The sequence below is a fragment of the Mycobacterium sp. SMC-2 genome (genome assembly GCF_025263485.1).
GTDB lineage: Bacteria > Actinomycetota > Actinomycetes > Mycobacteriales > Mycobacteriaceae > Mycobacterium.
In genome coordinates, this window is the sequence record NZ_CP079863.1 from 3,511,349 (window position 1) to 3,535,532 (window position 24,184).

The 24,184-nt window shown below is 67.5% G+C and carries 18 protein-coding genes; 12 read left to right on the top strand and 6 right to left on the bottom strand.

What is annotated here, in order from left to right; translation table 11 throughout:
* Nucleotides 1-31 precede the first annotated feature (31 nt).
* Both KXD96_RS16375 and KXD96_RS16380 read left to right on the top strand, forming a co-directional pair.
* On the top strand, nucleotides 32-589 hold the full coding sequence (locus KXD96_RS16375; RefSeq protein ID WP_260737419.1) for a hypothetical protein: 558 nt from the start codon (nucleotides 32-34) through the stop codon (nucleotides 587-589).
* A gap of 111 nt (nucleotides 590-700) precedes the next feature.
* Nucleotides 701-1,129 carry an SRPBCC family protein gene (locus KXD96_RS16380; RefSeq protein WP_260737421.1) on the top strand — a complete coding sequence of 143 codons (429 nt, stop codon included), beginning with the start codon at nucleotides 701-703 and terminating at the stop codon, nucleotides 1,127-1,129.
* A gap of 9 nt (nucleotides 1,130-1,138) precedes the next feature.
* On the opposite strand, the gene KXD96_RS16385 is transcribed toward KXD96_RS16380, so the two are convergent.
* The 5 genes from KXD96_RS16385 to malQ form a co-directional block, all read right to left on the bottom strand.
* The gene (locus KXD96_RS16385; protein ID WP_260737451.1) at nucleotides 1,139-1,423 is read right to left on the bottom strand and encodes a LapA family protein; all 285 of its coding nucleotides are present in this window, start codon (nucleotides 1,421-1,423) and stop codon (nucleotides 1,139-1,141) included.
* Between the two features lie 99 nt (nucleotides 1,424-1,522).
* Nucleotides 1,523-3,265 carry a molybdopterin-dependent oxidoreductase gene (locus KXD96_RS16390; RefSeq protein WP_260745413.1) on the bottom strand — a complete coding sequence of 581 codons (1,743 nt, stop codon included), beginning with the start codon at nucleotides 3,263-3,265 and terminating at the stop codon, nucleotides 1,523-1,525.
* A 320-nt stretch (nucleotides 3,266-3,585) separates the two neighbouring features.
* Nucleotides 3,586-4,056 (bottom strand): nuclear transport factor 2 family protein, encoded by a 471-nt coding sequence (locus KXD96_RS16395; protein WP_260737453.1) that lies wholly within the window; start codon nucleotides 4,054-4,056, stop codon nucleotides 3,586-3,588.
* A 4-nt stretch (nucleotides 4,057-4,060) separates the two neighbouring features.
* Nucleotides 4,061-4,942: an LLM class F420-dependent oxidoreductase gene (locus tag KXD96_RS16400; protein ID WP_260737455.1), complete on the bottom strand. Its 882-nt coding sequence runs from the start codon at nucleotides 4,940-4,942 to the stop codon at nucleotides 4,061-4,063.
* A gap of 4 nt (nucleotides 4,943-4,946) precedes the next feature.
* Nucleotides 4,947-7,109, bottom strand: a complete 2,163-nt coding sequence (gene malQ, locus KXD96_RS16405; protein WP_260737459.1) for a 4-alpha-glucanotransferase — start codon at nucleotides 7,107-7,109, stop codon at nucleotides 4,947-4,949.
* Nucleotides 7,110-7,533: 424 nt separating this feature from the next.
* Between malQ and eccB the strand changes: the two genes are divergently transcribed.
* Together eccB and eccCa are read left to right on the top strand one after the other, a co-directional pair.
* Nucleotides 7,534-9,051, top strand: a complete 1,518-nt coding sequence (gene eccB, locus KXD96_RS16410; protein WP_260737474.1) for a type VII secretion protein EccB — start codon at nucleotides 7,534-7,536, stop codon at nucleotides 9,049-9,051.
* Nucleotides 9,048-13,211, top strand: coding sequence for a type VII secretion protein EccCa (eccCa, locus tag KXD96_RS16415; protein WP_260737491.1), 4,164 nt, complete (start codon nucleotides 9,048-9,050; stop codon nucleotides 13,209-13,211). The genes eccB and eccCa overlap by 4 nt, the downstream gene beginning before the upstream one ends.
* Nucleotides 13,212-13,242: 31 nt before the next feature.
* Here the strand turns inward: eccCa and KXD96_RS16420 are convergent, their stop codons facing one another.
* The gene (locus KXD96_RS16420) at nucleotides 13,243-14,415 is read right to left on the bottom strand and encodes a cytochrome P450 (protein ID WP_260737493.1); all 1,173 of its coding nucleotides are present in this window, start codon (nucleotides 14,413-14,415) and stop codon (nucleotides 13,243-13,245) included.
* 252 nt (nucleotides 14,416-14,667) lie between these two features.
* On the opposite strand from KXD96_RS16420, the gene KXD96_RS16425 reads away from it, so the two are divergent.
* The 8 genes from KXD96_RS16425 to KXD96_RS16460 all read left to right on the top strand — a co-directional run bounded on the left by KXD96_RS16425 (nucleotide 14,668) and on the right by KXD96_RS16460 (nucleotide 24,175).
* Nucleotides 14,668-14,862 carry a ferredoxin gene (locus tag KXD96_RS16425; RefSeq protein ID WP_260737503.1) on the top strand — a complete coding sequence of 65 codons (195 nt, stop codon included), beginning with the start codon at nucleotides 14,668-14,670 and terminating at the stop codon, nucleotides 14,860-14,862.
* Between the two features lie 454 nt (nucleotides 14,863-15,316).
* The gene (istA, locus tag KXD96_RS16430) at nucleotides 15,317-16,867 is read left to right on the top strand and encodes an IS21 family transposase (RefSeq protein ID WP_260737107.1); all 1,551 of its coding nucleotides are present in this window, start codon (nucleotides 15,317-15,319) and stop codon (nucleotides 16,865-16,867) included.
* The gene (istB, locus tag KXD96_RS16435; RefSeq protein ID WP_260737101.1) at nucleotides 16,864-17,679 is read left to right on the top strand and encodes an IS21-like element helper ATPase IstB; all 816 of its coding nucleotides are present in this window, start codon (nucleotides 16,864-16,866) and stop codon (nucleotides 17,677-17,679) included. Before istA ends, istB begins: the two co-directional genes overlap by 4 nt.
* 334 nt (nucleotides 17,680-18,013) lie before the next feature.
* Nucleotides 18,014-19,261, top strand: coding sequence for a PPE family protein (locus KXD96_RS16440; RefSeq protein WP_260737505.1), 1,248 nt, complete (start codon nucleotides 18,014-18,016; stop codon nucleotides 19,259-19,261).
* Nucleotides 19,262-19,390: 129 nt separating this feature from the next.
* Nucleotides 19,391-19,690, top strand: coding sequence for a PE family protein (locus KXD96_RS16445; RefSeq protein ID WP_260737506.1), 300 nt, complete (start codon nucleotides 19,391-19,393; stop codon nucleotides 19,688-19,690).
* Nucleotides 19,691-19,698: 8 nt separating this feature from the next.
* Nucleotides 19,699-20,913, top strand: a complete 1,215-nt coding sequence (locus KXD96_RS16450; protein ID WP_260737510.1) for a PPE family protein — start codon at nucleotides 19,699-19,701, stop codon at nucleotides 20,911-20,913.
* 470 nt (nucleotides 20,914-21,383) lie between these two features.
* Complete coding sequence (locus KXD96_RS16455) at nucleotides 21,384-22,631, top strand: PPE family protein (protein WP_260737505.1); 1,248 nt, start codon at nucleotides 21,384-21,386, stop codon at nucleotides 22,629-22,631.
* Nucleotides 22,632-22,960: 329 nt separating this feature from the next.
* Nucleotides 22,961-24,175, top strand: coding sequence for a PPE family protein (locus KXD96_RS16460; protein WP_260737510.1), 1,215 nt, complete (start codon nucleotides 22,961-22,963; stop codon nucleotides 24,173-24,175).
* Nucleotides 24,176-24,184 lie beyond the last annotated feature (9 nt).

Sequence of the window (24,184 nt, forward strand, 5' to 3'; positions counted from 1 at the left end):
TCCGGCGGCCGACGTGAGACGGTATAAGCCTATGGAGACTCACGATTATGTCACCTACGAAGAGTTCGGACGCAGATTCTTCGAGGTCGCCGTCACCCCCGAGCGTGTCGCCGCCGCATTCGCCGACATCGCCGGCAACGAGTTCGCCATGGAGCCGATCGCCCAGGGGCCCGGCGGGATCGCGAAGGTCAGCGCCAACGTCAAGATCCACGAGCCCAAGGTCACGCGCCGCCTCGGTGACAGCATCACCTTCGTCATCCACATCCCCTTGTCGATCGACCTGCTGCTCGACCTTCGGCTCGACAAGCAGCGGTTCGTCGTCTCCGGGGACATCGCGCTGCGGGCCACGGCGCGAGCCGCCGAGCCGCTGCTACTGATCGTCGACGTCGCGAAACCGCGGCCCTCCGACATCACCGTCAACGTGTCGTCGAAGTCCTTCCGCGGCGAGGTGCTGCGCATCCTCGCGGGCGTCGACGGCGAGATCCGCCGATTCGTCGCCCAGTACGTCGCCGAGGAGATCGACGCGCCCCACTCGCAGGCCGCGCAGGTGATCGACGTGGCCAAGCAATTGGAGCAAGCCTGGCCCTGAGGCCCCGGCCGACGCATAGGCACGGCCCCGCCGGGGTATTCGATGCGCGTTGCGTGTTGGCCGCTGTGTTGCTGCGCCGGTCGCGATCATCGTCCGGGGAGGAGCGAATACTTGGCACGACTGAATGTTTCGGTGTCGTCGGAGGTAGACCCGGGGGCCGCCTGGAAACTGGCGTCCGACCTGAGTCGGTTCGACGAGTGGATGACAATCTTCGCCGGGTGGCGCGGACCCGTGCCCGACAAGATCGAGGAGGGCACCTGCGTCTCGTCGTGCGTCAAGGTCAAGGGGTTTCGCAACGTCATCCACTGGACGGTCACCCGCTATGACGAACCGAAAGCCATTGCGCTGCAAGGCCGCGGCCGCGGCGGGATTCGGCTCGGGGTCGCGATGACCGTCACGGCCGAGAACCCCGGGACCGATTTCCATCTCACCGCGGAGCTTCGAGGCGGGCTGCTCAGCGGACCGATCGGCGGGTTGGTCGCCCGAGTGCTGCGCTCCGACGTCGAGAAGTCGGTGAACAACCTCGCCGCCATGCAATAAGCCCAAGCGTTACCGCGCCGCGTGCCCGATCGGCCATTGCCGTTCCGACTGGCGAATTCGCCTGCGGTCCATGGCAAGCCAGGCCAGGCCGGTTCCGAACGCGAGCAGCGCGACGATCGCGGCGGCAACGCCCGCGCCGGCGTCTCCCAGGGCGAACGTGGCGACACACACCACGAACGCCAGGGCGGCGGCGGCGACGATGATCAGTCCCGGGGTGCGTTCGAAGTACTGGGTCGCCGGCTCGGTGTCATGCCGACGAACGCTCCGATGATGGTGGACAGGGCTGTGCCTCATGGGCGTCTCCTCGGGTCACTTCCGTTTCGGCGCTTCCGTCGTGCTACCCGGATCGCCTTCTGGACAAACGACTTGAGGATTCGACGCCGCGGGGCCGTCTTAAAGCGTCTGGTGCCGCCCGAAGTATTTGTGGTCCTCGCTGTAGCCGCCGTAACCGCTCCCGATGTCGCGGTAGTCGGCAACGAACTCGATCCCCTTGATCCACTTGACGAGCTTGAAGCCGTGCTGCAATTCGTTGCGCAGCCGCAGCGGCCTGCCATGCATGTAGGGCAGCGGTTGGTCGTTCATCTTGTAGGCCAGCATCGTCATGTGGTGATCCATCTGGCCGATGTGATGGGCGTTGTAATAGATGCCGCCCGTCGCGCCGAGGCCCATCGAATAGAACACCGCCCATTTGGCTTCCGGCAGCGGTTTGACGATGTCCATGATCGTCTTCATCTGCACGCCACCCCATTTGGCGACGCCCGACCAGGCTTGGATGCAGAAGTGCTGGCTGATCTGTTCGTGGTAGGGCAACGCCATCAAGTCCTCGAGCGAGAACTCCATCGGGTGCTCGACCAGACCGTAGACCTTGAGCCGCCAGTCCTTGAAGTCGTTCGCTTCCAGCTCCTTGTACTCGACGGTCTCCGGCAGGCGGCCGTTGCGCCAGTGGTGCGGCGAGATGTCCTTCTCGCTGAAGGCGCCGGGCTTGGGGTCAAGCTGTTCCAGCATCCGCTGGAACGGGCCGACGAGCGCGTACCCGACCCGCTGAATCACGCGCGGATGACGAATGGTGAAGGGAGTGGCCCAGACCCACGCGATGGCCGTCACCACCATCGCCAGGCAGAAGATCCCGAATCCGATCCAGCTGTTGTCGTCGCGCGAGGCGAACATGTGGTTGAGGTTCCGCAGCGCCTCGGTGGTCAGGACCATCGTCACGTGCACCAGGATGAAGAACAGGAAGTAGGCCAGCACCACGAAGTGCAGCGACCGTGCGTGCTGGATGCTGAGCCGCTTGCTCAGCCAGTGCACGCGCTGCGACAGCGCCGGCGACATCCCCAGGCCCGTGATCAACGCGGCCGGGGCGGCGATGAACACGGTGGTGAAGTACGCCAGCAGCTGCAGGCCGTTGTAGGCGACCCAGCCGTTGTCGGTCGGCCAGTCCAGCGACATGTACTGGATCGCTACCGACAGGGCGTTGGGGAAGACGTCCCAGTTGGTCGGCACGATGTGGCGCCACTGTCCGGTGGCGAACAGCAGCACGTAAAAGACGGCGCCGTTGACGAGCCACAGCACGTCCACGCCCAGGTGCCACCACCGGGCCAGCCCGATCGAGTGACGGAAGCCGGGCAGGCCGAGCTGCGGCGGCAGCGCCACCGTGTCGGCGTTGGCGGTCCACAGTTCGTCGTCGGGCACCGGCGGGCCGACTCGCAGCCACTCGTCCTTGCCGGGAGTGGCGTTGCGGCTGAAGTAAAGCCGGGGATGGTCGCAGAGAATCTGGATCCCGGTCCTGATGATGAACATCATCATGAACAGGTTGAAGAAGTGCGTCCAACCGATCCAGGCCGGAAGGCCGGGCGTGACGCCGGCGCTGTCCGTCCCGGGATGACGCGCGATGAACGACTGCACCGCGGGCATGTTGTGCAGGCCTTTGCCGACGGCAACCGCGGCGACCATCAGGGCAAAGCCGATCGGGATCAGCCACAGCAGGTTGAACCACCGATCGCGCCCGATGCGCAGCTTCGGGGCGGTCGCCCGCCTGGTGAGATCGAAGCCGCCACCATAGGTTTCGACGTCGATGATGTCCTCGGCGGTGTGAATCTCGTTGCGGTAATCCGGTGCGGACTCCAGCGGCGTGCCCACTGCAAGGGTCGATACGTTGCCGTCCGCTGCCGCTCGGACTCCGGTGGTTCCTGACGAATTGACTTCCAGCTGAAGGTGTTCGGTGTTCGTCACGCGGCCGAAAATACACGGACCGACTTGTAAAAATTGGACACGATCAGGAAGAAGGGCCTCGTTCCGGGGCCCGCGGGGACCCGCAGCCGCCGGCGTCGGCCCGGTGCTGGCTAAATCCGGCCCGGGCCGGGCGGCGGTATCCGCAAGTGCTTAATGAACCGGACAATTCGTCCGCAAATTCGGTTCATTAGGGGTCGCTGTGAGTTAGCGCAAAGTCTTCTGCAAGGTCACGAAATCGGGTCGTGTCGCCGCACGAGACGGGCGGAACGGGTCTCAAGAGCGTTGATGGTCAACGTCCGGCGGCCGATCCGCCAGCGGTCGGCCAGCTCGTACTCGTCGTCGTAGCGCAGGTGCCAGACCACGTCGACAAGGTCGTCGCCGCGCCGGTCCCAGTGGTGCGCGACGCACGCCACCCGCCCACGGGCGGTGCCCGGCCGAACGGCCGCGTCGTAGACCTCACCGACGATGGCGTGCTCGGTGCGGGTGAGCGCCCCGACCACGGCGACCGCGGCGGCGATGGCGTCGCGCCCGTGATGCGAATGGATCGGCGTCAGCGCGTTGGGCGGTTCGGGCAGCTCCAGCACCGCGCTGTAGGTGAAAAGCGTTGCGGCGGAGTCAAATCGACGGTCGTCGATGTAGGCCGCGTATCGGTGCACCAGGTCGCTGAGGGCAAAGCGGTCATCGGTTGACAGGGTCATCGGGTCACGCCGTCAGCGACAGGCGTTGGGCACACGCCGACAGCACGTCCTTGGCCTGCTCGATGTCGGTGGTCGGCGGCATGGCCAGCACAATCCGGTCGGCGCCCTGCTCGACGAGGCTGCCCGCGCGCTCGGCGTCGACCTTGTTCACCGCGTGGCCCAGTGACACCTGCAGGTTCGCCGGATCGCGGCCCGCCGCCGACGCCTCCGCACGCATCAACGCGATCAGCGACGCAAGTTCGGGGCCGGTGACGCCGAGCGGCTGGAAGCCGTCTCCCAGGCGACCGGCGCGGCGGGCCGCCGCCCGGCTGTGCCCGCCGATATGGATCGGAAGGCGTTCGCGAGCAACGGGTTTGGGGTAGCACATGACATTGTCGAAGTTGAAGAACTCACCGTGATGCGACACGCCCTGTGGCTGCTCGGCCCATAACGCCCGCAAGACGGCCACCTGCTCGTCGGCGCGCCTGCCGCGGTTGTCGAAGTCCGCGCCGCACGCCTCGAGCTCCTCCTTGAGCCATCCCACGCCCACGCACAGCCGCAGCCGCCCGCCCGACAGCGCGTCCACGGTGGCGGCACGCTTGGCGAGGACCACCGGATGATGGTTGGGCAGCACCAACACGCCGGTGGCCAGGCCGAGGGTGGTGGTGTGGCCGGCCAGGAAGGCCAGCAGATCGAGCGGGTCGGGGATGGGGCAGTCGGCGGCCAGCCCGACGCGACCCGAGCTGTCGTAGGGGTAGACGCTGTCGTAGCGGGTCAGGAGCACGGTGTGCTCGACGACAACGATCGACTCGAACCCGCACCGTTCCAGGTGGCCCGCGAAGGCCGCCATCCACTCCGGATCCGCGGTGACGCCGTCGGCGACCGGGGCCACGACTGAGACCTTCATGGCCTCAGAAGCTAACAGGCGCGCTTTCGGCGGCCGCGGGCGCGATTGCACTGCGCACCGCCTCGGCCAGTGCGGCCGCCCGGACATCGGTGAACACGTCCTCGAGCAGCACCGGGCGGCCGTCGGGGCCGGTCAGGGGCACCCGCCAGTTGGGGTATTCGTCGGTGGTTCCGGGTTGATTCTGGGTCCGCCGGTCACCCACCGCGTCGGTCAGCGCGACGCCCACCAGCCGCGACGGCGTCCGCCCCAGATAGCGATGCAGGGCGAGAACCACGCTCTCCGCGTCGTGTTCGTCGTCGGCGAGCAATCCCACCCGCCTCAACTCGGCCATCCAGGCCGCCAGCTCCGCCCGGTCGGAGGCAAGCTCGTCGTCGGCGGGGCGGGTGAGCAGTCCGAGGTACTCGCGCAGCCGCACGTGATCGCCCGCCAGGTAGCCCGCGGTCGGCGGCAGGTCGTGGGTGGTCACCGAGGACAGGCAATACTCCCGCCAGCGCTCGGCCGGCAGCGGACCGCCGTTGCCGTCGCGGTCCAGCTCGAACCAGAGGATCGAGGTGCCGAGCAAGCCGCGCAACAGCAGATAGTCACGCACCCATGGCTCGACCGTGCCCAGGTCCTCTCCCACGACCAGCGCACCGGCGCGGTGCGCTTCCAGGGCGACGATCCCGATCATCGCTTCATGGTCGTAGCGCACATAGGTGCCCTGGGTGGGCGGTGCGCCCTCGGGAATCCACCAGAGCCGGAACAACCCGATGATGTGGTCGATGCGGACGCCGCCGGCATGCCGCAGCACCGCACGGATCAACGCCCGGAAGGGCCGATACTCCTCCGCATCCAGCCGCTCGGGCCGCCACGGCGGCTGGGACCAGTCCTGGCCGAGTTGATTGAATTCGTCCGGCGGCGCGCCGGCGGTGACGCCCAGCGCGAGCACATCCTGCAGGGCCCACGCGTCGGCACCGTTGGGATGCACGCCGACGGCCAGGTCGTGCATCACGCCCAGCGCCATGCCGGACCGGACCGCCTGCGACTGCGCCGAGGCGAGCTGCTCGTCGAGTTGCCACTGCAGCCAGCGATGGAAATCGACCGTCTCCGAGTGGTTTTCGGCGAAATTCGCGACACCGGGCGCGTCGGGATGCTGGAGCGACTCGGGCCAGCGATGCCAGTCGTCGCCGTACTTCTCGGCCAGGGCGCACCAGGTGGCGAAGTCGTCCAGCGCGCGACCCTCGCGGGCGCGGAAGGCCGCATAGGACAGTTCGCGGCCCGCCGACCGCGGCACCCGATGCAGTAGCTCGAGCGCCGCGCGCTTCGCCGCCCACGCGCCGTCGCGATCGATGGCGTCGAGTCCAGCGGCGCGCTGTCGCACGTCGGAACGCAGCCGGCGCACCCAGCTGCGCTTGGGCAGCTCGGTGAACTCGGGAATCGCCTCGACGCGAAGGTAAATAGGGTTGACGAAGCGCCGTGACGTCGGCAGATACGGCGACGGCTCCATGGGCCGCGTTGGCGCCGCGGCGTGCAGCGGATTGACCAATACGTAGTCGGCGCCGTGCCGCGACGCCGACCACACCGCCAGGTCGGTCAAATCCGTCAGATCGCCGACTCCCCAGGACTGGCCGGATCGCACGCTGTAGAGCTGGGCGGCCAGCCCCCAGCCCCGCCGGGCGCCGAGCCGCTCCGGCAGCCCGAGCCAATCCGGCGTCATGATCAGCGCGGTGCTCGTCTCGTCGTCGCCGGAACGCAGGTGCACCCGGTGGTAGCCCAACGGCAGGTCCGCCGGCAGGAGGAAGCTGGCCTCGCCCACCCAGCGCCCGTCCAGGTCGAACGGCGGGGTGAAGTTGTCGACCTGCTGGATCCCGCCGCGCACCGTGCCGTCCTCGAGCTGCAACCAGACCTCGGCGGGATCGCCGTGCGTCACGTGCACCCAGAACCGCGTCTGCTCACCGGTGCGACCGACGATGGTGGCCGGCAGCCGGCGCGCCCAATGCGACCGCAGCTGTGCGGTCAGCGCCACGTTGCGCTCCTGCTCGGTGCCGGCCGCCACGCCGAGCGCGGCCAACACGGCCACCAGCGTGGTTGCCGGAACCGGTACCCGTCGCCCGACCCAGTCCTGGTACTCGGTCGCGATGCCGTACCTCCGGGCAAGTTCGGCCAGCGAGGGTGCGAGCTCACTCATACCGCTCATCTTGCTGCCAGAATTCGCCGGTCGACGAATCGGGCAGGGGCGGCGACCGTGATCGCCCTTGTGCCGGCGCATCGCGCGCAGTCCGTTCGCTGAAGGGCGCACGTTCAACAGGACGAGCGGGCCATTCGCGATTACGATTCCCTGAGAAGATATGAAAAGTCCGGGCGGGGATCGGCAGGGGATCGGAAAGTGCCAGCTCAACGGCGTCTGGCACGTTGCGCGCGCCCGCGCCTCCGGCAAGCCGCCGACGACCGGACACCCGCAGATAAAGACATGTAGCAGCGAACGCCATCAGCGCCGCGTGGCGAGGCCCGCACTGGTGGCTTACCGTTGTCACGGGTTAAAGGCAATGCGCACAGCGCATATTTACATCGACAATATCCAGGCGTTCTAGCAGACCGGATGGTGACTTAACGTGGCGGAAGAGAGTCGCGGGCAACGCGGATCGGGGTATGGCCTCGGGTTGTCGACGCGGACCCAGGTGACCGGCTACCAGTTCCTCGCTCGCCGCACCGCTATGGCGCTCACCCGGTGGCGCGTGCGTATGGAGGTCGAGCCTGGACGGCGACAGACGCTGGCCGTGGTGGCGTCGGTCTCGGCGGCGCTGGTGATCTGCCTGGGCGCCCTGCTGTACTCCTTCCTCAGCCCGGCGGGCCAGGTCGGGGATTCGCCGATCATCGCCGACCGCGACTCCGGCGCGCTGTATGTCCGCGTGGGCGACCGGTTGTACCCGGCGCTCAACCTGGCGTCGGCGCGCCTGATCACCGGCCGGCCGGACAACCCGCACCTGGTCAAGTCCAACCAGATCGCCACGCTGCCGCGCGGCCCGATGGTGGGGATTCCCGGGGCGCCGTCGACCTTCCACCCCACCAGCCCGACCACGTCGTCGTGGCTGGTGTGCGACACCGTCGCCACCTCGACCGGTGTCAGTGCGCCGTCCGGGGTGACGGTGACCGTCATCGACGGGAACCCCGACCTCAGCAACCACCGGCACGTCCTGAAGGGGTCCGACGCCGTGGTGCTGAACTACGGCGGGGACACGTGGGTGATCCGTGAGGGGCGCCGGTCACGAATCGACGCGACGAACCGATCGGTGCTGTTGCCGCTGGGCCTGACGCCGGAGCAGGTCGGCCAGGCCAAGCCCATGAGCCGCGCCCTGTTCGACGCGTTGCCGGTGGGCCCGGAACTGACCGTGCCGCAGGTGCAGAACGCGGGCGCGGCCGCGTCCTTCCCAGGCGCCCCCGGCCCGATCGGCACGGTGATCGTCACGCCGCAAATCAGTGGGCCGCAGCAGTATTCGCTCGTGCTGGCCGACGGCGTGCAGACGTTGCCGCCGTTGGTGGCCCAGATCCTGCAAAACGCCGGGCCGGGCAACACCAGACCGGTGACGGTCGAACCGTCCGCCCTGGCCAAGATGCCGGTGGTCAACAAGCTGGACCTGTCCTCCTACCCGGACGCCCCGCTCAACGTGGCGGACATCCGCGAGAACCCGGCCACCTGCTGGTGGTGGCAGAAGACGTCCGGTGAAAACCGCGCCCGCATCCAGGTCGTGTCCGGCGCGAGCCTTCCGATCGCGGCCAAGGACGAGAACAAGGTGGTCTCGCTGGTCAAGGCCGACACCACCGGACGCGTAGCCGACCAGGTCTACTTCGGGCCGGACTACGGAAACTTCGTCACCGTCACCGGCAACGACCCCGGCGCCAAGACGACCGAATCGCTGTGGTGGCTGACCGACGCGGGCGCACGGTTCGGGGTCGACGACACCCGTGACGTGCGTGAGGCGTTGGGCCTGAAGACCACGCCGAGCCTGGCGCCCTGGGTGGCGCTGCGGCTGCTCCCGCAAGGCCCGACCTTGTCGCGGGCGGACGCGCTCGTGCAGCACGACACCCTCCCGATGGATATGTCCCCAGCAGAATTGGCGGTACCTAAGTGAAACGCGGGTTTGCGCGGCCGACACCGGAGAAGCCTCCGGTCATCAAGCCGGAGAACATCGTCCTCCCGACGCCCCTGAGCATTCCGCCACCCGAGGGCAAGCCCGTGTGGCTGATCATCGTCGGCGTCCTGGTGATCGGTCTGTTGATCGGCATGGTCGCAATGGTCTTCGGCAGCGGCTCGCGCGTATTCGGCGGCGCCGGCGCGATCTTCCCGATCTTCATGATCGGTGGCGTCGCGATGATGATGTTCGGCGGCCGGTTCGGCGGTCAGCAGCAGATGAGCCGGCCCAAGCTGGACGCGATGCGCGCCCAGTTCATGCTGATGCTGGACATGCTGCGCGAGACCGCCCACGAGTCGGCCGACAGCATGGACGCCAACTACCGGTGGTTCCACCCGGCGCCCACCACGCTGTCCGCCGCGGTCGGAAGCTCACGGATGTGGGAGCGCAAGCCCGACGGCAAGGACCTCAACTTCGGTGTGGTCCGGGTCGGCGTCGGCATGACGCGGCCCGAGGTGACCTGGGGTGAGCCGCAGAACATGCCGACCGACATCGAGCTGGAGCCGGTGACCGGTAAGGCGCTGCAGGAATTCGGGCGCTACCAAAGCGTCGTCTACAACCTGCCCAAGATGATCTCGCTGCTGGTCGAGCCCTGGTATTCGCTCGATGGGGAGCGCGAGCAGGTGCTGGGACTGATGCGGGCGATCATCTGCCAGCTGGCGTTCTCGCACGGCCCCGACCACGTGCAGATGGTCGTGGTCACTTCGGACCTGGACGAGTGGGACTGGGTGAAGTGGCTTCCGCACTTCGGTGACCCCCGGCGCCAGGACGCCGCCGGCAACGCGCGGATGGTCTACAGCTCGGTGCGCGAGTTCGCCGCCGAACAATCCGAATTGTTCGCCGGGCGTGGCTCTTTCACACCCCGGCACGCCAGCTCGTCGGCGCAGACTCCGACGCCCCATACGGTGATCGTCGCGGACGTCGTCGACCCCCAGTGGGAGTTCGTCATCAGCGCCGAAGGCATCGACGGGGTGACGTTCTTCGACCTGACCGGCGCCTCGATGTGGACGTCGGTCCCCGAGCGCACGCTGCGGTTCGACGACAAGGGCGTCATCGAGGCGCTGCCCCGCGACCGCGACACCTGGATGGTGATCGACGAGAAGCCGTGGTTCTTCGCGCTGACCGACCACATCAGCGTCGCGGAGGCGGAGGAATTCGCCCAGGCGATGGCTCGCTGGCGGCTCGCCGAGGCCTACGAAGAGATCGGCCAGCGGGTGGCCCACATCGGCGCCCGAGACATCCTGTCCTACTACGGAATCGACGACCCGGGCCGCATCGACTTCGAGGCCCTGTGGGGCGCCCGCACCGACACGATGGGCCGGTCGCGATTGCGGGCACCGTTCGGTAACCGCTCCGACAACGGCGAATTGCTGTTCCTGGACATGAAGTCGCTGGACGAGGGCGGTGACGGTCCGCACGGCGTCATGTCCGGAACGACCGGTTCGGGTAAATCGACCCTGGTGCGAACCGTGATCGAATCGCTGATGCTCAGCCACCCGCCGGAGGAGCTGCAGTTCGTGCTGGCGGACCTCAAGGGTGGGTCGGCGGTCAAGCCGTTCGCGGGCGTCCCGCACGTGTCGCGCATCATCACCGACCTGGAGGAGGACCAGGCGCTGATGGAGCGCTTCCTGGACGCCCTGTGGGGCGAGATCGCCCGGCGCAAGGCGATCTGCGACAGCGCCGGGGTCGACGACGCCAAGGAGTACAACGCGGTCCGCCTCCGGATGCGGGCACGCGGCCAGGACATGGCGCCGCTGCCGATGCTCGTGGTGGTCATCGACGAGTTCTACGAGTGGTTCCGCATCATGCCGACCGCGGTCGACGTGCTCGACTCGATCGGCCGGCAGGGCCGCGCCTACTGGATCCACCTGATGATGGCCTCGCAGACCATCGAAAGCCGCGCCGAGAAGCTCATGGAGAACATGGGTTACCGGCTGGTGCTGAAAGCGCGTACCGCCGGTGCGGCGCAGGCGGCCGGCGTGCCGAACGCGGTGAACCTGCCGGCGCAGGCGGGCCTGGGCTACTTCCGGCGCAGCCTGGAAGACATCGTCCGGTTCCAGGCCGAGTTCCTGTGGCGGGACTACTTCCCCCGCGGGCTCACCGAGGACGGTGAGGAAGCGCCTGCGTTGGTGCACAGCATCGATTACGTTCGCCCGCAACTGTTTACCAACTCTTTCACCCCGCTCGAGGTGAGTGTGGGCGGCCCGGAGCTCACCCCGGCCGCGCTCACGAACGGCGAGCCGGTCGAGGCCGAAGAGCCGGTCGACGACGACATCGAGGGGATCAGGGTTCCCAAGGTCGGCACGGTGATCATCGATCAGCTGCGCAAGATCGAGTTCGAGCCGTACCGGTTGTGGCAACCGCCGCTGAACCAGCCCGTCGCTATCGACGAGCTGGTCAACCGCTTCCTCGGTCACCCCTGGCAGGAGGACTACGGCACGGCACGCGATCTGGTGTTCCCGATCGGGATCATCGACCGGCCCTTCAAGCACGACCAGCCGCCGTGGACGGTCGACACCTCGGGTCCGGGCGCCAACGTCCTGATCCTGGGCGCCGGCGGTTCGGGCAAGACGACCGCCCTGCAGACCCTGATCTGCTCGGCCGCGCTGACCCACACGCCCGAGCAGGTGCAGTTCTACTGCCTGGCCTACAGCAGCACCGCGTTGACCACGGTCGCCGGGCTGCCGCACGTCGGTGAGGTAGCCGGTCCGACCGATCCGTACGGCGTGCGCCGGACGGTCGCCGAACTGCTGGCGTTGGTCCGCGAGCGCAAGCGCAGCTTCCTCGAGTACGGAATCGCCTCGATGGAGGTCTTCCGCCGGCGCAAGTTCGGCGGCGAACCCGGCCCCGTCCCCAACGACGGGTTCGGCGACGTGTACCTGGTGGTGGACAACTACCGGGCGCTGGCCGAAGAGAACGAGGTGCTGATCGAGCAGGTCAACGTGATCATCAACCAGGGCCCCTCGTTCGGGGTCCACGTGGTGGTCACCGCCGACCGCGAATCGGAGCTGCGGCCACCGGTGCGCAGCGGGTTCGGCTCCCGGGTCGAGTTGCGACTGGCCGCCGTGGAGGACGCCAAGCTGGTGCGGTCCCGGTTCGCCAAGGACGTCCCGGTCAAGCCGGGCCGCGGCATGGTCGCGGTCAACTACGTCCGGCTCGATTCCGACCCGCAGGCCGGTCTGCACACGCTGGTGGCGCGGCCCGCGCTCGCGACCACGCCTGACTACGTGTTCGAGTCCGACAGCATCATCGACGCGGTGAGTCGCCTCACGAGCGCTCAGGCGCCGCCGGTGCGCCGGCTGCCCGCGCGGTTCGACCTGGAGCAGTTGCGGGAACTGGCCGCACGGGACACCCGGCAGGGGGTCGGCGCGGGCGGAATCGCATGGGCCATCTCCGAATTGGATCTGTCGCCGGTCTACCTCAACTTCGCTGAGAACGCCCACCTGATGGTGACGGGTCGACGCGAATGTGGGCGCACCACCACGCTGGCCACCATCATGAGTGAAATCGGCCGGCTGTACGCGCCCGGCGCCAGCAGCGCGCCCCCGCCGCCGGCCGGCCAGCCGTCGGCACAGGTGTGGCTGGTGGACCCGCGGCGTCAGCTGCTGACCGCGCTCGGTCCGGACTACGTCGAGAAGTTCGCGTACAACCTCGACGGCGTCCAGGCGATGATGGGAGAGCTGGCGGCGGTCCTGGCCGGACGCGAACCGCCGCCCGGTCTGTCCGCCGAAGAGTTGTTGTCGCGGTCGTGGTGGAGCGGTCCGGAGATCTTCCTGATCGTCGACGACATCCAGCAGCTGCCGGCAGGTTTCGACTCGCCGCTGCACAAGGCCGCCCCCTGGGTCACCAGGGCCGCCGATGTCGGGTTGCACGTGCTCGTCACGCGCACCTTCGGTGGCTGGTCTTCGGCGGGCAGCGACCCGATGCTGCGGGCGCTGGCCCAGGCGAACGCGCCATTGCTGGTGATGGACGCCGACCCGGACGAGGGCTTCATCCGCGGCAAGATGAAGGGTGGCCCGCTGCCCCGTGGTCGAGGCCTGCTGATGGCCGAGGACACCGGGGTGTTCGTCCAGGTCGCGGCGACGGAGTTGCGCAAGTAAGACGGACACCGCTGAGCCGGGGCTGGCTGGGTCAGCCCCAGCTCAGCGGTAATGCTTTGAGCGCGAAACTCTTTGAGGGGTAGTTGATCGCGGGGACGTAGTCCGCGGGCAGCTCGAAGTCGGGAATCTGCCTGAGCCATTCCCCGACGACGACGGTCAGTTCGATCCGCGCCAGGTGGGACCCCAGGCAACGGTGTGGACCACCCCCAAACCCCCAGTGACGGTGGACCTTTCCGTCCATGACGAGTTCGTTGACGGATGTGGCATCGCTGCCGTCGCGGTTGACCGCGGCCATGCACAACCGTACCGACGTCCCGGGTGGCAACGTCATGCCGCCGATGTCGACGTATTTGGTGGTGATCCGGGGCGCCACCGGCGCCGACGGCTCCAGCCGGACGATCTCTTCGATGAAAACCCGGATCTGCCTTGGGTTGTCGCGAAGCAACTCGCGCAGCTCTGGCCGGCGCGCCAATTCGAATAGGCAGAAGCCGATCGCCGCGGTCACGGTGTCCAGGCCGGCCAGGATCAGCAGGTGGCTCATGCCCAGCAGTTCCAGGTCGCTGAAGTTGCCGTCGCTGGCCATGACTTGCGACAGCATGTCGGACCCGGGATTTTTCCGGCGTTGCCGTATCGCATCGGCCAGATACGTCAACAGCTGCTCGCTCTTCTCGATATCGGCCTGGGTGATGTAGGGCTTGTCGCTGACCACCGCGTCCTTCCAAGCGATCAGGCGATCCCGATCCTGAATCGGTAGGCCGTAAAGGTCCATGAAGACCTGAAACGGGTACAGGTGGGCGAAATCCGCCATCACTTCGCATTTGCCTTGGCCGGCAAGGGCGCCGATCATCTCGGCGGCGTGCCGCTCCAGCACCGGCCGGGATTTGCTCAGACCGAGCGGGCTGAAGAACGGCTGCAGCACCTTCCGGTAGCGGGTGTGCTGAGGAGGGTCGAAGGCCAGTGGCAGCACAGGCAACGGGTGGCCGGGAGGCTGAAGGATCGTCGACGAGAACACCTTGGGATTGCGCAGCGCGGCCAGCACGTCCTCACGCCGCGTGATGTAGTAGTGGCCGTTCATGAACACCACCGGGCCGGCGTCCCGCAGCGCCGTCCACCCCACGCCCCGGTCCACGGCCATCGGCAACTTTGCGAAATCGAGCCGCGGTAGGTGGAACGTGGCTTGCTGGCTTTGGCCAGGAGTGCTCATGGGCTCTCCGCTTGTCTGTCTCATTCGCCCGGCCGCCGCGGCGGCGTCTCATGGGCACCGATTATCGCAGGAGCCCCAATATCGCATGTGTCGCAAAAGAACACGAATCCGACCGCAGCCCCAAAGGCGGGACTTACGACGGCCGGCCTGGCTCGGCGACCATCTTCTACACTTTAGCGAGCGAGGATCTCCGTCTCGATTCGTAAAGCGGAATCGTGCTTATTCTGCGGAGCCGGGCAAGGAGGAGACCTGATGAGGGTTCGTCTCGATCAATCTAAATGTGTGGGCCATGCCCAGTGCTACGCCGTAGATCCGGATCTGTTCCCCATAGACGACTCGGGTTATTCGATCCTCGAAGAGCATGAGGTAAGGCCCGAGGACGAGCAGTTGACACGCGACGGTGTCGCCTCCTGCCCGGAGATGGCGTTGATCCTCGAAGAGGACTGACGGCCGGCCCAACTCCCCACGGGGAGGGACGAACTCGACGTCAAACCGCGTCAAAGCAAATCGCGGATGAACAATCAGTTGCCGCAAATGAACGGCGGCTGACGGGGAATGAACAGTGGCTGGCCATCAATGAACAGTTGGCGTCGCGTGTCGGTCGTACCCCCGGTAACGAACTAATCTCATTGGCGAGCGACAGTTCAGGAGACCGTGGACTGTCGCTCGGTTGCTGACAGCAGGGATCAATCGAGGCTAAAGGTGCACGTTGTTCCTGACCAGACGTCCGAGAAGTGTCGGCTGCCAGGAATAAGGGACCAGCTCGGCGCCGGTTTTGCCATGAGCATGGGACCACCCGATTGCCAGTGATGGGACCATCTGGCTAGCTGTTTTGCCAGTTATGGGACCACCCCGGCGTGGCGTTGGGGGCTTCCGGTTGCTCGGCCGCTGTATTGGCCGAATGAGCTACCGGGAGGTGTCGGTGATCGAAGTCAGGGAGATGCTGCGGTTGTGGCTGCAGGGTCATGGGTTGCGCGAGGTGGCCCGGTTATCGGGCACGGACCGCAAAACGGTGCGCCGGTATGTGGACCGCGCCCGCGCGTGCGGGCTGGACCGTGACGGCGACGGGTGTCAGTTGACCGACGAGCTGTTGGCGGCGGTGATCGCCGGCGTGCGGCCGAGTCGGCCCAACGGCAAGAGCCAGGCCTGGGAGACCATCGCCGCCCAGCACGAGCAGATCAAGGCGTGGCTGAAGCAAGACTTGACTCTGACGAAGGTGCACACGCTGCTTGGGCGTCGGGGCGTGGTGGTGTCGTATCGAACGTTGCATCGCTATGCCACAACGGAATTGGGGTTCGGGATTCGGCAGGCCACGGTGCCGGTGGCCGATTGCGAGCCCGGTGCTGAACTGCAGGTCGATTTCGGTCGGCTCGGAATGCTCACTGATGCCGCGGATGGCCGCCGGCGGGTAGTGCAGGGGTTGATCTTCACTGCGGTGTATTCGCGGCACATGTTCGTCTGGCCGACCTACCGGCAGACGCTTCACGAGGTGATCGCCGGGTTTGAGGCCGCGTGGGCATTCTTCGGCGGGGTGTTCGCGGTGGCGATCCCCGACAACATGAAGGCCATCGTCGACAAGGCTGATGCGACCGATCCGAAACTTAATGACGCCTTCCGCGAATACGCTCAGGCGCGGGGCTTCGTCGTGGACCCCACCCGCATCCGCAGCCCGCGCGACAAGCCTAGGGTTGAGCGCTGTGTCCAATATGTTCGGTCGAATTTCTTTGCTGGAGAAGACTTTCGGAATCTGAGTGACTGCCGGGCACGAGCCGAGCAGTGGTGTGGGCAGGTGGCGGGGATGCGGATACACGGCACCACTCGGCTGCGCCCGGCCGAGGTATTCGCCACCGACGAGCTACCCCACCTCAAACCGGCACCCGACGAGGTGTTCGACATCCCGACCTGGAGCCGGCCCAAGGTGGCTCCCGATCGGCACGTGCAGGTCGCCAAGGCGCTCTACAGCGTTCCCGGTGAGCTGATTGGGCGCCGGCTGGATGCCCGGGTGGATGCGCGCACGGTGAAGCTGTATTGGCGCGGTGAGCTGATCAAGGTCCATCCGGTCATGGCGCCAGGACGCCGCCATACCGACCCCGCTGATCTACCGGCCGAGGTGTCGGTCTATGCGATGCGAGATATCAACACCTTGCAGCGCAAGGCATCCGCACACGGGCAGCATGTCGGCGCCTACGCGGCGGCGGTGCTGGAGCATCCGCTGCCGTGGACCAAGATGCGCCAGGTCTACCGACTCCTGGGACTGGTGCGCCGCCACGGCGCCGACGCGGTCGATGACGCCTGCCAGCGCGCGCTGGACGCCGAGGTCATCGACGTCGGGCTGATCGAGCGCATGCTTACCCGCGGTGCCGGCGCACAGCTGCCGCTGATCCCGAACCCGCCGCAGGCGTCGCGGTTCGTCCGCGCGGCCACCGACTTCGCGGTGCGCAGGCCCTCATGAGCACAACCCGCCGCCCCGATGCCACCCCCGCGGTCAAGCCGATCGAGGTGTCTGCAGACCTCAAAGCGCTGATGCGCCGCCTCAAGCTCGGCCGCCTGCTCGACACCCTGCCCGAACGGCTCGCGCTGGCACGATCGAATCGGCTGCCACACCACGACTTCCTGGAAATGCTGCTAGCCGATGAGGTCACCCGCCGCGACCGCGAGTCCGCCGCCCGCCGCGCCAAGACAGCACAATTGGATCCGCAGATGCAGCTGCAGGCCTGGGATGACACCGCCGCGGTCAGCTACGACCGCCAACTATGGGCAGAGTTGACCTCGCTGCGGTTTCTGGCCGACGCCTACAACGTGCTCATCATGGGACCGGTCGGAGTCGGAAAAACGTTCCTGGCCAACGCATTAGGCCACATCGCCGTGCGACGTCACCACAGCGTGCATACCGAACGCGCCGACAAACTGTTCAAACGCCTCCGCGGAGCACGGCTAGACGGCAGCTATGAAGACGAGATGCGCAAACTACACCGCGTCGAGCTGCTCATCATCGATGACCTCGCGTTGCACCGGCTTGAGGCCACCGAGACCAATGACTTCTACGAGCTCATCGTGGAACGCCACCGCACCGCATCAACGGTCATCACCAGCAACCGCGAACCACCGGAGATCCTCACCATGATGGCCGACCCACTCCTGGCCCAGTCGGCGATGGACCGGCTCCAATCCGCGGCCTACGAACTCGTCGTCGAGGGCGAGTCCTACCGGCAACGCCAGAAACCCCGTCCTCGAAAGCCGGTCAATTCGGACCAGCCGAATTGACCAGCAGCCAGGTCATCAGTCACCATCACCCCACGGCCAGCAACCGGAAACAACCGGTCCCATGCTCATGGCAAAACGGTGGTCCCATCACCCTGGCAAGCGACACGAGAAGCGTGGTGGCAAACCACATTTGGACGCCGGCTTCGGGAGCGGCAGGATGCGCCCTTCGGCCCGCCGACTGGGGTGGCAGAGCGAGAGGTCTGAGTCGGTGATTCCGGGCGGTCAGCGACGCACGTACGGGTGGCGATTGCTTACGAAGCCGTGACCACGGCCACCACTGATTCCGATGCGACTGCCGAGATCGCCAGCGATCGCGGCCAACTGAGGAGAACAGGTGTTTGACTTCGGGGCGTTACCGCCGGAGGTTAATTCCGGTCGTTTGTATGCGGGTCCGGGTTCGGGGCCGTTGATGGCTGCGGCGGCGGCGTGGGATGAGATTGCGGCGGAGGTGGCCGCGGCGGCCAGTGGGTATGGGTCGGTGGTTGCCGAGCTGACGGGTGGGCCGTGGGTGGGGCCGGCGTCGTCGTCGATGGTGGCGGCGGTGGTGCCGTTTGTGGGTTGGCTTTCTGCGGTGGCGGGGTTGGCTGAGGAGACGGCCAGTCAGGGTCGGGCGGCGGCGGCGGCGTTTGAGGCGGCGTTTGCGATGACGGTGCCGCCGCCGGTGATTGCGGCTAATCGGGTGTTGTTGGCGACGTTGGTGGCGACGAATTTTTTTGGGCAGAACACTCCGGCCATCATGGCCACCGAGGCGCAGTACCTGGAGATGTGGGCCCAGGATGCGGCGGCGATGTATGGCTATGCCGCGGCGTCAGCGACGGCCTCGCAGTTGGCGCCTTTTCAGACCCCGCCCCAGACCACCACCCCCGACGGGGCCGCTGATCAGGTGTTGGCGGTGACTCAGGCCGCCGAGCAGCCGGCGGGCAACTCCGCGCAGACGGTGGCCTCTAATGCCTCGCAGCTGGCCGGCGCGCAATTGGCCACCAGCCCGGCACCGCAGGTGACCACGGCGTCCTCGCAGCCGGGGTCGTTGACCTGGCTCACCAGCGCGACGCAGAACCTGCAAAACGGGTTGCCGACTCCGACCAACAACTACCTCGGGTTGAGCCCCGGCTTTTATGACACGCTGCTGAAACGCAACACGGGCTTGGCGTATTTCTCGAATGGTTTGGCGCAGTTCAGTTCCTCGATCGCCCAGCAGTTGGTGTTCGGTCCCGGGGGTAGCACGGCCGGTGCCGGTGGTGCGTGGTTCCCCACCCCACAGTTCGCCCAGTTGGGGTTGGGCAACCTGGGCAACATCGGCGGTGGGGCCGTCACCGCCGGTGCCGGGCAGGCCGCCCACGTCGGGGGGCTCTCGGTGCCCCAGCAGTGGGCCACCCTGACCTCGGCGGTCAGCCCGGCCAACGCCGCCGAGGCCCAAGCCATCCCGGTGCAGACGGCCGGGGCGACCAACCCGCCGGGTAATGCCCTGCTGCGCGGCATGCCCACCGGCGCCATCGGCCGGCGCGCCGGCGCGGCCGCGGGCTACTCACACAAATACGGCTTCCGCTACAGCGTGCTCACCCGACCACCATCGGCCGGATAGGGAAAGCCCAGGTGAACGGAAGTTGTCCGCCAATGAACACTCGGCACTAGGGAGGCGAGGTTCCGCGTGAACCACTTAATCTCAGCAGTAAGCCATGCCTGCGGGAAGCCCGCCGGGGAGGGAGTTTAGATGTCGTTTGTCACGACGCAGCCGGAGGCGTTAGCCGCGGCGGCGGGCAATCTGCAAAGCATCGGCTCGGCGCTGAGCGCGCAGAACTCGGCGGCGGCGGCCCCAACGACGGGGGTCGCGCCGGCCGCCGCCGACGAGGTGTCGGCACTGACCGCGGCGCAGTTCTCTGCGCACGCGCAGATGTATCAGGCTGTGAGCGCCCAGGCGACGGCGATTCACGAGATGTTCGTCAACACCCTCAGCATGAGCTCGGGGTCATACGCGGTGACTGAGGCGGCCAACGCGGCCGCGACTGGCTAAAGGAGTCAATGGTGTTTGATTTTGGGGCGCTTCCGCCGGAGGTCAATTCGGCGCGGATTTACTCCGGTCCGGGCTCGGGGTCGTTGATGACCGCGGCGTCGGCGTGGAATGCGGTGGCCGCGGAGCTGACTGCGGCGGCGCAAAGCTACGAGCAGGTGATCATCTCGCTTTCCAGCGAGGAGTGGCTGGGGCCGGCGTCGGCGACGATGGCCGCGGCGGTCCAGCCGTACGTGGATTGGTTGACGACGACGGCCGCGCAGGCCGAGCTGGCGGCCACCCAGGCGCAGGAGGCCGCGGCGGCCTACGAGACCGCGTTGGCGTCGTCGGTGCCGCCGCCGTTGATCGCGGCCAACCGGGCCCAGGTCGAGCAGTTGAGGGCGACCAATGTGATGGGGCAGAACACCCCGTTGATCGCTCAGCTGGAGGCCCAGTACGGCGAGTTCTGGGCCCAGGATGCCGGCGCGATGTCCAGCTACGCAGCGCAGTCGACGACGGCGACCAAGGGCATGACGACGTTCCAGGCCGCGCCGAAGATCACCAACGACGCGGGCACGGCCAACCAGGCCACCACCGTGGCCAACGCGACGGCCAATACCACGGCGGGCAACGCGGCCAACACTGTGCAGAAGGTGGCGACGACCGCGCCGACGAACGCGGCGAACTTAACCGCGAACTCCACGACCCAAGACGCGCTGAGCGAGATCTGGTTCCTGTTGACCGGTCAGAGCACCTTCCCCACGAACCTGGGGGCTGCGGTGAACGGTTACAGTCCGTTCGCCAGCTTGTTCTATAACACCGAGGGTCTGCCGTACTTCAGCATCGGTATGGGCAACAACTTCGTGCAGATCGCCAAGTCGGTGGGCGCGATCGGTGGCGCGGCGCCGGCGGCGGCCAAGGCGCTGCCCGGGCTGGGCGGGCTGGGTGGTCTGCTCGGTGGCGGTGCTGGAGCCGTGCACCCGGCGGCCGCTATCGGTGGCGCGGCCTCTATCGGGGGCAAGCTCTCGGTGCCGGTGGCCTGGACTGGGGCTCCTGCGGTCCCGCCGATGGGGCATGCGGCCATCCCGGTCAGCGCGATCAGCGCCGCCCCCGAGGGCGCCGGTGGAGCGGGCAACCTGCTCGGTGGCATGCCGCTGGCCGGTGTCGGCTCGAGCACCCACGCCGGTGCCGGCCCCCGATACGGATTCCGCCCCACCGTCATGGCCCGCCCACCCTTCGCCGGATAGTCGTCGGCGGCTTTTGCCAGCGTAGGAACACGCTTTAGCGCGCGAAATGCGCCGCGCTAAAGCGCGTTTCGCGCCGCGCTGACGAACGGCAGGCACGCCGGGAAACCTCGCGCCGCCGCACCGTCGGAGCTCTCCCGCGGCCCACGTCGCGAGCGCTTTATTTGCGACCGGATTTTTATCCCGTCCCACGGGCCATCCGTGGGGGCCGCCCCCGGAGACGCCCGTCGACGGCGATCCGGCTGAAGCCTCGTTGCCACAGGTCGGCGCGTGGTTGCCAGGCGTCGAGCACCGCCGGGTGATTCGCGCGGTTGGTGTGTCGGCCTATGCCTTGACGTCCGGGGCGGCCGCCGCGCGAGCAGCGACGGGGTGGGACGGCGATCTAGCCTTTGCAAGCAAGCGGATGGCTTGAAGCCAGCCATCCAGAACTCTCGCGGGGAAACACATGTCGTTCGAGCCGGGGCGGTTCGTCGGTGTTTGACTTCGGGGCGTTACCGCCGGAGGTTAATTCCGGTCGTTTGTATGCGGGTCCGGGTTCGGGGCCGTTGATGGCTGCGGCGGCGGCGTGGGATGAGATTGCGGCGGAGGTGGCCGCGGCGGCCAGTGGGTATGGGTCGGTGGTTGCCGAGCTGACGGGTGGGCCGTGGGTGGGGCCGGCGTCGTCGTCGATGGTGGCGGCGGTGGTGCCGTTTGTGGGTTGGCTTTCTGCGGTGGCGGGGTTGGCTGAGGAGACGGCCAGTCAGGGTCGGGCGGCGGCGGCGGCGTTTGAGGCGGCGTTTGCGATGACGGTGCCGCCGCCGGTGATTGCGGCTAATCGGGTGTTGTTGGCGACGTTGGTGGCGACGAATTTTTTTGGGCAGAACACTCCGGCCATCATGGCCACCGAGGCGCAGTACCTGGAGATGTGGGCCCAGGATGCGGCGGCGATGTATGGCTATGCCGCGGCGTCAGCGACGGCCTCGCAGTTGGCGCCTTTTCAGACCCCGCCCCAGACCACCACCCCCGACGGGGCCGCTGATCAGGTGTTGGCGGTGACTCAGGCCGCCGAGCAGCCGGCGGGCAACTCCGCGCAGACGGTGGCCTCTAATGCCTCGCAGCTGGCCGGCGCGCAATTGGCCACCAGCCCGGCACCGCAGGTGACCACGGCGTCCTCGCAGCCGGGGTCGTTGACCTGGCTCACCAGCGCGACGCAGAACCTGCAAAACGGGTTGCCGACTCCGACCAACAACTACCTCGGGTTGAGCCCCGGCTTTTATGACACGCTGCTGAAACGCAACACGGGCTTGGCGTATTTCTCGAATGGTTTGGCGCAGTTCAGTTCCTCGATCGCCCAGCAGTTGGTGTTCGGTCCCGGGGGTAGCACGGCCGGTGCCGGTGGTGCGTGGTTCCCCACCCCACAGTTCGCCCAGTTGGGGTTGGGCAACCTGGGCAACATCGGCGGTGGGGCCGTCACCGCCGGTGCCGGGCAGGCCGCCCACGTCGGGGGGCTCTCGGTGCCCCAGCAGTGGGCCACCCTGACCTCGGCGGTCAGCCCGGCCAACGCCGCCGAGGCCCAAGCCATCCCGGTGCAGACGGCCGGGGCGACCAACCCGCCGGGTAATGCCCTGCTGCGCGGCATGCCCACCGGTGCCATCGGCCGGCGCGCCGGCGCGGCCGCGGGCTACTCACACAAATACGGCTTCCGCTACAGCGTGCTCACCCGACCACCATCGGCCGGATAGCGGCGGAAAGGAACACCACCAAATCCATTTATGCGCGATGGGATTTTATTGACCACCGATTGAGCCCGAGCCAGGCCGCGACCAAAGCGCTGCGGCCCGCGCTGGGTCCCGTCATCCTCGGGCGCTGCGTTCTTCCAGCTCACGACCGGCAAGGCCGCCGCCCGCTCGACGCCCGGCCGACTTCGGCAACCCGGCCGCGCCAGCGATCCGAGCAACACCCGCGGCCGCTGAGCGCCGCGGGCATGGAATCGGGGCCGATCGGCCCGCCGGAATCGCATTATCGTCGTCCAATACTCGAGCCACGCGGGCACAACGGGTTAAAGGGGCGATTGGTGTTTGATTTTGGGGCGCTTCCGCCGGAGGTCAATTCGGCGCGGATTTACTCCGGTCCGGGCTCGGGGTCGTTGATGACCGCGGCGTCGGCGTGGAATGCGGTGGCCGCGGAGCTGACTGCGGCGGCGCAAAGCTACGAGCAGGTGATCATCTCGCTTTCCAGCGAGGAGTGGCTGGGGCCGGCGTCGGCGACGATGGCCGCGGCGGTCCAGCCGTACGTGGATTGGTTGACGACGACGGCCGCGCAGGCCGAGCTGGCGGCCACCCAGGCGCAGGAGGCCGCGGCGGCCTACGAGACCGCGTTGGCGTCGTCGGTGCCGCCGCCGTTGATCGCGGCCAACCGGGCCCAGGTCGAGCAGTTGAGGGCGACCAATGTGATGGGGCAGAACACCCCGTTGATCGCTCAGCTGGAGGCCCAGTACGGCGAGTTCTGGGCCCAGGATGCCGGCGCGATGTCCAGCTACGCAGCGCAGTCGACGACGGCGACCAAGGGCATGACGACGTTCCAGGCCGCGCCGAAGATCACCAACGACGCGGGCACGGCCAACCAGGCCACCACCGTGGCCAACGCGACGGCCAATACCACGGCGGGCAACGCGGCCAACACTGTGCAGAAGGTGGCGACGACCGCGCCGACGAACGCGGCGAACTTAACCGCGAACTCCACGACCCAAGACGCGCTGAGCGAGATCTGGTTCCTGTTGACCGGTCAGAGCACCTTCCCCACGAACCTGGGGGCTGCGGTGAACGGTTACAGTCCGTTCGCCAGCTTGTTCTATAACACCGAGGGTCTGCCGTACTTCAGCATCGGTATGGGCAACAACTTCGTGCAGATCGCCAAGTCGGTGGGCGCGATCGGTGGCGCGGCGCCGGCGGCGGCCAAGGCGCTGCCCGGGCTGGGCGGGCTGGGTGGTCTGCTCGGTGGCGGTGCTGGAGCCGTGCACCCGGCGGCCGCTATCGGTGGCGCGGCCTCTATCGGGGGCAAGCTCTCGGTGCCGGTGGCCTGGACTGGGGCTCCTGCGGTCCCGCCGATGGGGCATGCGGCCATCCCGGTCAGCGCGATCAGCGCCGCCCCCGAGGGCGCCGGTGGAGCGGGCAACCTGCTCGGTGGCATGCCGCTGGCCGGTGTCGGCTCGAGCACCCACGCCGGTGCCGGCCCCCGATACGGATTCCGCCCCACCGTCATGGCCCGGCCACCGTTTGCCGGCTGACCATCCACG